The organism is Ferrovibrio sp. (genome assembly GCF_035304305.1).
Lineage (GTDB): Bacteria > Pseudomonadota > Alphaproteobacteria > Ferrovibrionales > Ferrovibrionaceae > Ferrovibrio.
On the sequence record NZ_DATGQG010000054.1, the window covers coordinates 192303 to 201739 of the forward strand.

General features: G+C 66.7%; 8 protein-coding genes. 4 read left to right on the plus strand and 4 right to left on the minus strand.

Annotated features, from left to right (window positions below):
• Positions 1-40 precede the first annotated feature (40 nt).
• The gene (locus VKZ87_RS07220; RefSeq protein WP_324220574.1) at positions 41-676 is read right to left on the minus strand and encodes a d(CMP) kinase; all 636 of its coding nucleotides are present in this window, start codon (positions 674-676) and stop codon (positions 41-43) included.
• A 105-nt stretch (positions 677-781) separates the two neighbouring features.
• Here VKZ87_RS07220 and VKZ87_RS07225 point away from each other — a divergent pair, with 105 nt between their 5' ends.
• Positions 782-1693 (plus strand): DMT family transporter, encoded by a 912-nt coding sequence (locus tag VKZ87_RS07225; protein ID WP_324220575.1) that lies wholly within the window; start codon positions 782-784, stop codon positions 1691-1693.
• 60 nt (positions 1694-1753) lie between these two features.
• Here the strand turns inward: VKZ87_RS07225 and VKZ87_RS07230 are convergent, their stop codons facing one another.
• The gene (locus VKZ87_RS07230) at positions 1754-3043 is read right to left on the minus strand and encodes an NCS2 family permease (protein ID WP_324220576.1); all 1290 of its coding nucleotides are present in this window, start codon (positions 3041-3043) and stop codon (positions 1754-1756) included.
• Positions 3044-3180: 137 nt separating this feature from the next.
• Here VKZ87_RS07230 and VKZ87_RS07235 point away from each other — a divergent pair, with 137 nt between their 5' ends.
• Positions 3181-4956, plus strand: a complete 1776-nt coding sequence (locus VKZ87_RS07235; RefSeq protein WP_324220577.1) for an SLC13 family permease — start codon at positions 3181-3183, stop codon at positions 4954-4956.
• Between the two features lie 155 nt (positions 4957-5111).
• On the plus strand, positions 5112-7148 hold the full coding sequence (locus VKZ87_RS07240) for an elongation factor G (RefSeq protein WP_324220578.1): 2037 nt from the start codon (positions 5112-5114) through the stop codon (positions 7146-7148).
• Positions 7149-7154: 6 nt separating this feature from the next.
• Here the strand turns inward: VKZ87_RS07240 and VKZ87_RS07245 are convergent, their stop codons facing one another.
• The gene (locus tag VKZ87_RS07245) at positions 7155-7697 is read right to left on the minus strand and encodes a PAS domain-containing protein (protein ID WP_324220579.1); all 543 of its coding nucleotides are present in this window, start codon (positions 7695-7697) and stop codon (positions 7155-7157) included.
• 17 nt (positions 7698-7714) lie between these two features.
• A complete protein-coding gene (locus VKZ87_RS07250; protein ID WP_324220580.1) occupies positions 7715-8326 on the minus strand; it encodes a glutathione S-transferase in 612 nt (203 codons plus the stop codon).
• Positions 8327-8709: 383 nt separating this feature from the next.
• Between VKZ87_RS07250 and VKZ87_RS07255 the strand changes: the two genes are divergently transcribed.
• Positions 8710-9437 (plus strand): hypothetical protein (locus tag VKZ87_RS07255; protein WP_324220581.1); only part of this gene is annotated, 728 nt, incomplete at its 3' end.

The following is a 9437-nucleotide window of genomic DNA, read 5'->3' on the forward strand; positions in this document are numbered from 1 at the left end:
CGCGGCGACCCGGGGTTGGTTGCTCCGCCCGAAGCGAGCGTCAGCGCTTCAGGGCTGCCGCGACGATCTCTGCGGCCGCGGCAACGGCGGCTTCTATAGCCAAATCCGAGGTATCCAGCAAGTGCGCATCCTCGGCCGGCTTCAGCGGCGCGGTGGCCCGGGCCCGGTCCTGCTCGTCGCGGCGGCGCAGATCGGCCAGGACCTGCTCGAAGCTGGCGGTATCGCCCTTTTCCATCAGCTCCTTGTGCCGGCGGCGGGCGCGGACCTCGTCACTGGCGGTGACGAACAGCTTCACCGCCGCGTCGGGACAGACCACCGTCCCGATGTCGCGGCCGTCCAGCACGGCGCCCCGTTTGCCCCCCGGGGGATGGGCGGCGAACCGGCGCTGGTAGTCCAGCAGGGCGGCCCGCACTTCGGGCAGGGCAGCCACCTTCGAGGCGGCAAGGCCCACGGCCTCCGAGCGCAGGTCGCCGGCGGCAAGGTCGCTTTCGGTCAGGCCGGCGGCGGCCGCAGCCGGGTCGCCGCCCTCGCGCAGCACCTTGCTGCCGACCGCGCGGTAGAGCGAGCCGGTATCGAGATAGGCATAGTCGTACCGGGCGGCGAGCTGCCGCGCCAGGGTGCCCTTGCCGGCGGCCACCGGGCCATCGATGGCGATCACGATAGGGGATGCTGTCATGCGGGCGGTTTAGCCGACTGGCCGGATTTAGGCAAATTCCCCTCAAGGGGGCTGCCAAGGCTTCTCATTTGCTCCGCCCGCTCCGGCAGGTTACCCCTCTGGGCCATGGAATGGGCATGGATTCCGATCACCATCTGGGCCGCCTTCTGCCAGACCATCCGCACCGGCCTGCAGAAGCAGCTTAAAGGGCGGCTGAGCACCAACGGCGCCAGCTTTACCCGCTTCGTCTACGGCCTGCCGCTTGCGGTGGCCTATCTGCTGGCGACGCTCTGGGCGACCGGCCGGGCGCTGCCGGAAGGTCATGCGGAATTCTATGCCTGGACGGCGCTCGGCGCCGTGGCGCAGATCCTCGCCACCAACCTGCTGATCCTGGCGCTGACGATGCGCAATTTCGTGGTGGCGACCGCCTATTCCAAGACCGAGGCGCTGCAGGCCGCCGCCTTCGGCATGCTGATCCTCGCCGAGCCGGTCAGCCTGGGCGGCATCGCCGCCATCATGATCGGCACCGTGGGCGTGCTGCTGATCTCGCTGAAGGGCAGCGACAATGCCCTGCATGCCTTCCTGTTCGGCTGGATGGAGAAATCGGCGCTGATCGGCATCGGCTCGGGCGCGCTGTTCGCCGTCTCGGCCATCGGTTTCCGCGCCGCTTCCCTGTCGCTCGGCGAGGATTTCCTGCCGCTGGCGGCGGCTACGACGCTGGTGCATGCGATCCTGCTGCAGATCGTGCTGATGATGGCCTATCTGGCCTGGCGGGAGCCGGGCGAGCTGCGCCGGGTGGCGGCGGCCTGGAAACCCGGCCTGATCGTCGGAATGGCCTCTGCCGCCGGCTCGGCCGGCTGGTTCACCGCCATGGCGCTGCAGGTGGCGGCCTATGTCCGCATGCTGGGCATGACGGAGATGATCTTCACCTTCCTGATGTCGTATCTGGTCTTCCGCGAACGGCCGGCGCGAACGGAGATCGTCGGCGTGGTCATCCTGCTGGCCGGGATTCTGCTTGCGCTGGCCGCGCGGAAATAAAAAAAGCGGGCGGCAGAGCCGCCCGCTTCGTTCCGCGATTATTCAGTTGCGATCGCCGGATTACGTGAAAATGAACTTCAGCAGGAAGACGAAGGCCACCGCCGCCATAACCGGATGAATGTCCCGGAAACGGCCGGTGGTCGCCTTCAGCACCACATAGGTGATGAAGCCGAGGCCGATGCCGGTGGCGATCGAGAAGGTGAATGGCATCATGATCGCCGTGACCACTGCCGGCAGATACTCGGTGAGATCCTCCCAGTCGATGCGCGCCAGGCTGCTGGCCATGACGCAGGCGACGAAAATCAGCGCCGGCGCCGTGGCATAGCTGGGGATCGATCCCGCCAGCGGGGCGAAGAAGATCGCCAGGATGAAGAGGATCGCGACGATGACCGCGGTCAGGCCGGTCCTGCCGCCGACGCGGATGCCGGCCGCGGACTCGATGTAGCTGGTGGTCGTCGAGGTACCCAGCGCCGCGCCCGCGATGGTGGCGGTGGAATCGGCGATCAGGGCGCGGCTGAGACGCTTGAGGCTGCCATCGGGATTGAGCAGACCGGCCCGCGGCGCTACCGCCACCAGCGTGCCCGCCGTATCGAACAGGTCGACCATCAGGAAGGCGAATACGATGGTGATCAGGCCGAGCGAGAGCGCGCCACTGATATCCATGGCAAGGAGGGTGGGCGCCAGGCTGGGCGGGGCCGAGGCGATGCCGCCGAACGGCGAGAGCCCCAGCACGATGCCGAGGATTGTAACGGCGAGGATGGAAATCATGATCGCCCCCGGCACCTTGCGGTTGTCGAGGATGGCGATCAGAAAGAAGCCGAGAATCGCCATGCCGACCACCGGCGTCATCAGCTTGCCGAGGCCGACCAGGGTCGCGGGATTGTCGACCACGATGCCGGCATTCTTCAGGCCGATCAGACCGAGGAAGAGGCCGATGCCGGCGCCGATGGCGAACTTCTGCGACAGCGGAATGGCATTGATGATCTTCTCGCGAATCGGCAGCAGCGAGAGGATGAGGAACAGCACACCGGAGACGAAGACCGCGCCCAGGGCCACCTGCCAGCTATGCCCCATGCCGAGAACGACACCATAGGTGAAGTAGGCGTTCAGCCCCATGCCGGGCGCCAGCGCGACCGGATAATTCGCATACAGCCCCATGATCGCGGTGCCGATGGCCGCCGCCAGACAGGTGGCGACGAAGGCGGCGCCACGGTCGATGCCCGCATCCGCCAGGATGGCCGGATTGACGAAGACGATGTAGGCCATGGTCAAAAAAGTCGTGATCCCGGCCAGCACCTCGGTCCGAACGGTGGTACCGTTCTCCGAGAGCTTAAAGTAACGGTCGAGCATAATTGGTCCCCCAGGTGTTAATCGGTCGAAGCCGCCGGCAGGCCCCCGAACGGTCACGATTCGCCGGCTGGACTTCGACTTAAGTATGACGGACGGATCACCGACTTGCACGCCTTTTCAATAACCTAACCACTCCCATGACCCTTCCCCAGATCGAGATCCTCTCTCTGCTGGCCGTCGCCCTCGTGCTGTTCGGCTGGGGCCGCTGGCGCCATGACGTGGTGGCCCTGGCCGTTCTGTTCGTCGCCGTCGGGCTCGGGCTGGTGAAGGCCGAAGAGGCCTTCGCCGGCTTTGGACATCCCGCCGTCATCACGGTAGCAGCGGCGGTGGTCATCAGCCGCGCGATATCCATGACCGGTATTCTCGACCGGGTCGCCACCCGGCTCACCGCGCGGACGACCAACCCGGTGCTGATCCTGATCCTGCTCTGCCTGCCGGCCGGCATCGCCTCGGGTTTCATGAACAACATCGCCGCCCTGGCGCTGGTCATGCCGGTCGCCATCGCGGTCTGCCAGAATGCCGGGCACTCGCCCAGCATGGTGCTCATGCCGCTGTCCTACATCACTGTGCTGGGCGGGGTCCTGACCCTGATCGGCACACCGCCCAACATCATCATCTCCGGAATCCGTGCCGACCGCCTGGGCGAAGGCTTCAAACTGTTCGACTTCGCGCCGCTTGGTCTTGCCATCCTGATCACCGGAACGCTGTTTGTCGCCTTCATCGGCTGGCGCTTTATCCCGCAACGCATTTCCGCCGGCCGCACCGGCTCCGGCCGCGTGCAGGAATATCTGCTGGAGGCCACGGTCGATGAGGAATCCCCGCTGATCGGCAAGCTGCTCGGCGACGTTTCGGTGATCCTCGAGGACAGCGATGCCGGGCTGCTCGGCCTCAAGCGCGGCAGCGTCACCGTGCCGGGTGCCGCGCAATGGACGCAGGTGCGGGCGGGCGATGTCCTGCTGATCGAGGCAGCGCCGGACACCGTCGGCCCGCTGCTCGGGCCGCTCAGCCTGTCGCTGGTCAAGCCGGGCCGCGACGTGCCGGTGGAGAACAAGGCCAACGACCTGCATATCGCCGAAGCCGTGGTGCGACCCTACGGCGCCATCATCGGCCTCACGCCGGCCGAACTGCGATTGCGGCAGCGTTTCACCGTCAATCTGCTCGGCGTCGCCCGCGAGGGCACCAACACCTTCAGCGGCCTGAAGGACTGGCGCTTCAATGCCGGCGACGTGATGCTGCTGCAGGGCGAGGAAGACTGCGTCGAGGATGCCATTTCCGAACTCGGCCTGCTGCCGCTGGAGCAACGCGACCTGACCCTGCAGCGGCCGAGCACGGCCCTGCCGACCCTCGCCATCGCTCTCGCGGGACTGGGGGCGCTCATCCTCGAACTCGCGCCGGCCGCCGTCTGCCTCGGCGCGGCAGCGACGCTCCTGCTCGTGACGCGGCGCCTGAGTTTGCGTGAGGCCTATCAGTCCATCGACGCCTCGGTGCTGGTCATGCTGGCCGCCCTCATGCCGGTCGGTGATGCCTTCGACAGCACCGGCACGACGGGACTGCTGGCGAAGTTTCTCGCGGATCTCTCGGGCGATCTTTCCGCGATCTGGCTGCTCGCCGCCATCCTGCTGCTGACCATGTGGATTTCCGACATGGTCAACAATTCGGCAACGGCGCTGCTGATGGCACCGCTGGCCATAGATCTGGCGAAACAGATCGAGGCCAATCCCGACGCCTTCCTCATGGCGGTCGTGGTCGGCGCGTCCTGCGCCTTTCTGTCGCCAATCGGACACCAGAACAACCTGCTGGTGATGGGACCGGGCGGTTACCGCTTCACCGACTACTGGCGTCTCGGCCTGCCTTTGCAGATCGTCGTCTTCATCACCGCCATGGTTGTGCTGCCGATGCTCTGGCCGCTGTAGAATCTTCGCAGCAGGGCAAATCTCCGCTAGGGACTTGCCGCGCTCTGTGGAATCCTGTGGCCATGTAGCGCTTCCCCGCTCCTGAAGGCCGGCAGAGACCGGCCATCCGGCCGCCTGTCGTGCCTTTGACCCCAGTGGCTCAGGGAGGACCCGCCGTGACCCAATCCAGTGCCGGAACTGCCGCCCCCAGGGTGGCCGCCATCGTCGGCCCCTATACGGCCGGCAAGACAAGCCTGCTGGAAACCCTGCTTTTCATCGCCGGCGCCATCCCGCGCAAAGGGTCGGTGGCGGCGGGCAACACTGTCGGCGATGCCGCGCCCGAGGCGCGCGCCCGGCAGATGACCATCGAGCCGAATATCGCGCATTGCAGCTTTCTGGGCGATCCCTGGGTGTTCGTCGACTGCCCCGGTTCGGTGGAACTGGCGCAGGACGCGCTCGCGGCCCTCATGGTGGCCGACATCGCCATCGTGGTGGCCGAGCCTGATCCTTCCCGCGCCGTGACGCTGGCGCCGCTGCTGCGGTTTCTCGATGCAAAGCGCATCCCCCATGTCCTCTTCATCAACAAACTGGACAAGACCAGCATCCGCATGCGCGACCTGCTGGCGGCCCTGCAGCATGTCTCCGCCCGTCCCCTTGTGCTGCGCGAGGTGCCGATCCGCGATGGCGAGACGATCACCGGCTATGTCGACCTGGTCTCCGAACGCGCCTACCGCTACGGCGACAACAAGCCATCCGATCTGGTCGAAATGCCCGACAGCGTCCGGCCGCGGGAAACGGAAGCCCGGCAGCAGATGCTGGAAGCCATCGCGGATTTCGATGACGCATTGCTGGAGCAGCTGCTGGAAGACCGCGTGCCCGCGCCGACGGAAATCTATGCGCAGCTCCGGAAGGAGCTGCACGAAGATCTGATCGTTCCCGTCTTCTTCGGTTCTGCCGAACGCGGCAATGGCGTCATGCGGCTGTGGAAGGCGCTGCGCCACGACGCGCCGCATCATGCCGAGACGGCGAAGCGGCTGGGCATTCCGTCGGCGGAGGGTGGTCTCTGCGGCACCGTGTTCAAGACGCTGCACCAGGGCCATACCGGCAAACTGAGCCTGACACGGCTGTGGCAGGGCGAGCTGGCTGAAAACGGCATGCTGGGCAGCAGGCGGCTGGGCGGGCTCTACCGCCTGATGGGCGGGCATGTCGACAAGATGCAGCGGGCCGTCCCCGGCGATCTCGCCGCTCTTGGCCGGCTGGACGAGCTGGCAACCGGCCAGTTCCTCACCGCTGACGGCCATGGCGATCCGGTTGCGGACTGGCCGGACCTGCCGCCGCCGGTGCATGCCCTGGCATTGCTGCCCGCCGACCGCAAGGACGAGGTCAAGCTGACCGCGGCGCTGGCCAAGCTGTGCGAGGAGGATCCGAGTCTGGTGGTCGACCAGAGCAGCGGTCAGCTTCTGCTGCGCGGCCAGGGCGAGATCCATCTCAAGCTTGCGATCGACAAGCTGCAGCAGCGCTTCAACGCCGCCGTACGGACATCGGTGCCGGCGCCCGCCTACAAGGAGACGATCCGACACGGCACGCACCAGCATGCCCGCTTCAAACGGCAATCTGGCGGCCACGGACAGTTTGCCGACATCAAGGTCGATATCGCGCCGCAGCCGCGCGGCCAGGGCTATCTGTTCGTCAACCGCATCGTCGGCGGCGCCATCCCGAAAAACTTCATCCCCGCCGTCGACGAAGGCATCCGGGAAGCGCTGCAGCGCGGGCCGCTGGGTTTTCCCGTCGTCGACATTGCCGTAACGCTGACGGACGGCCAGTTCCATTCGGTGGATTCCTCCGACCAGGCCTTCCGCACCGCAGGCGGCCTGGCGATGAGCGAAGGCCTGCCGAAATGCGGACCGGTGCTGCTGGAGCCGATCCAGGCCGTCACCTTCACGGTGCCGAACGAATACACCGCGAAGGTGCATGCCATCGTGTCCTCGCGACGCGGCCAGATCCTCGGCATCGCGGCGCGCGAGGAATGGCCCGGCTGGGACCAGATCGACTGCTATCTGCCGGAAGCGGAAATGCAGGACCTCGCGGTGGAGCTGCGCTCGGCCACTCTGGGCGTGGGCAGTTTCACCGCGCGCTTCGATCATCTGCAGGAACTCTCCGGCAAGCTGGCCGACCGCGTGGTGGAAGACAGGCGGCGGGCAATGGCGGCCTGACCCGGCCTAGCCCGGGATCACCAGCGCGCAAAGCGGCTCGAAGCTGGCGGCAAAGGTCAGCGTCGGTGCTTCCGCGAAACGCTGATCGTCGGCTTCCGTCACCTGGGCGCAGGCGAACATGTCGATGCTGATGCCGTCCGTGGCGAGAGGACAGAGCAGCCGGTGCGTCTGTCCGATGCGGCCGCTGGCTGCGCGATAGCGGGTTTCGGAGTAGACCGGCAGCCGGTGCTGTATGGTCATCCGGTAAAGGCCGGTGATGTATTTGGCATAATCCGGATCGGGCCTCAGTTCGTCGACAAACCGGCCGGTCAGGTCGAGTCCCGCATCGGCATTCAGTTTTGTCCCCACCAGCCGGAAGCGGAACCGCTCGCCGCCATTGATGACATCGATCAGTGCCACATGCGGCAGCATGCCGGGGCCAAGCTCGACCGGGCTGATCGCCGCCCGCCCCGGCAGAAGACCGCCGGCCGGACGTTTCGCCCGCCAGTAGTCCAGCAACCGGGTGATGCGGTGGTCGGTCTGCCAGGGCTCTCCCACCGCACTCATCATGATCCTTCCACCTCTGCCTAGGCCGCCGGCACCGTCGCCTTCAGCGAAGGCCGCTCGAAGACGCGCGCGGCCCAGGCGGCGGCCTGCGGATGCTGTTGCCGCCAGTTCATGTCGGCGAAGCGGAAATCGAGATAGCCCAGGGCGCAGGCGATGCCGACCGTGCCGATATCGACCCGGTCGCCGAAGGACGGCGCGAGCCTCTCGATTTCGGCCAGCGCGCCCGTGATCTTCTTCATCTGGCCCTCCGACCAGGCCGGCCAGCGTTTGTCCTCCGGCCGCAGGAAGCCCTCGTAACGGACCAGCAGAGCGGCATCGAGCAGCCCGTCGCCCAGCGCCTGCTGCCGCAGCGCGGTCCAGCGCGCCGGACCGGCGGCAGGAAAGAATTTCGGCCCCTGGTGCTGGCTGTCGAGGTATTCGCAGATCACCCGGCTGTCGAACAGGACCTCGCCGCTGTCGATGACCAGCGCCGGCACCTTGGCCAGCGGGTTGGCCCTGGCAAGATCAGGATGCTGCTCGACCGGCGACGTCACGGCGGGGATGCGCTCGATCTTCGCGTCCAGCCCGGTCTCCATGGCCAGGACGATGACCTTGCGCACATAGGGCGAGGTCGGCGAGTAGAAGAGTTTCATCGGGGTTTCCTCGGTTCTTATTCGGCGAGAACCCTAGGAGGAAACGCGGAACAAAAAAAGGCGCCGGCAATGACGACAGAGTCCTCATGGCCGGCGCAAGGTGTCCGTCTCGCCACCCGGCCCAGAAGAGACAACCGGGGCCGGGGTATCGCAGCCCGATGCGACTCCACACCGGATGCAGCTGTCATGAAGCAGGTTCCGTGCCAGCGATTTTGCCGCCGCCAGGGCCGTCCGGAACCAGGGGCTGCCCATGAAGCGGGCTGGCCGCCGGGCAAATGCCCAGCCGGAAGGCAATGCGGTTTGCCGCGATCCTGCCGCATTGTTCTGGCGGAATAGCCGGCATGGGAGCGGAACGGACATATCCTATCCGGCCGGCCATCCGGATGGCGGCGCTGGGCGCCGCTGTCGCGCTGGCCGCCTGCAGCGGCGATCGCTTCGCCGCCGATGACATCCAGATCACGCGCCGCACGGCCGAGGCGGATAACTGGAGCCGCTATCTGCCCGATCTCTACAACGGCCTGAATGCCTGCCTGGCTGCCCACCCGTCGCAGCCGGCCTACGTCGCCCATGCGGTGCCACAGAACCGCGGAATGATGCTTGTCGAGACGGTTGGGGCCGATGGCAGCCGCCGGGAATGCAGCATCGACACCGGCGCCACCAGGACACCCGTGCAGACCGAAGCAGGCGAAACAACCGCGCAGGGCCCGATCTTCACCCCTGCGACCATGCCCGAACCCTTCCAGCGCTGCGGCAGCAACGACCCGGTCTTCCATCGCGACGGCCGGCTGCTTGGCTGGGTGACGCATTTCCGCACCGATTGCCACGAGAGCGGTCCCGCGGCGCAGCAGAACTGGCGTGCCTTCGGCAACGAGCCCTACTGGAACCTGCGCGTGACCGGCGATTCGATCACGCTCGACCGTCTCGGCCAGCCGCCGCGCCACTATCCCTCGAAGCCGCCGACCGAAGGCAACGACCGCTGGACCTGGATGCTGGACTCGCCGGACGGCGACGCGCGGAACGCGCTGGAGCTGGTGATCTTCAATACGCCCTGCGGCGACACCATGGCCGACCGGCGCTTCGATTTCCGCTCCGAGGTGACGACCGGCGGGCA

Bases quoted from the DNA above. Each gene is read 5' to 3' on its own strand.
- VKZ87_RS07220 (WP_324220574.1), bottom strand. From the start codon at position 676: ATGACAGCATCCCCTATCGTGATCGCCATCGATGGCCCGGTGGCCGCC.
- VKZ87_RS07250 (WP_324220580.1), bottom strand. From the start codon at position 8,326: ATGAAACTCTTCTACTCGCCGACCTCGCCCTATGTGCGCAAGGTCATC.
- VKZ87_RS07230 (WP_324220576.1), bottom strand. From the start codon at position 3,043: ATGCTCGACCGTTACTTTAAGCTCTCGGAGAACGGTACCACCGTTCGG.
- VKZ87_RS07225 (WP_324220575.1), top strand. From the start codon at position 782: ATGGAATGGGCATGGATTCCGATCACCATCTGGGCCGCCTTCTGCCAG.
- VKZ87_RS07245 (WP_324220579.1), bottom strand. From the start codon at position 7,697: ATGATGAGTGCGGTGGGAGAGCCCTGGCAGACCGACCACCGCATCACC.
- VKZ87_RS07235 (WP_324220577.1), top strand. From the start codon at position 3,181: ATGACCCTTCCCCAGATCGAGATCCTCTCTCTGCTGGCCGTCGCCCTC.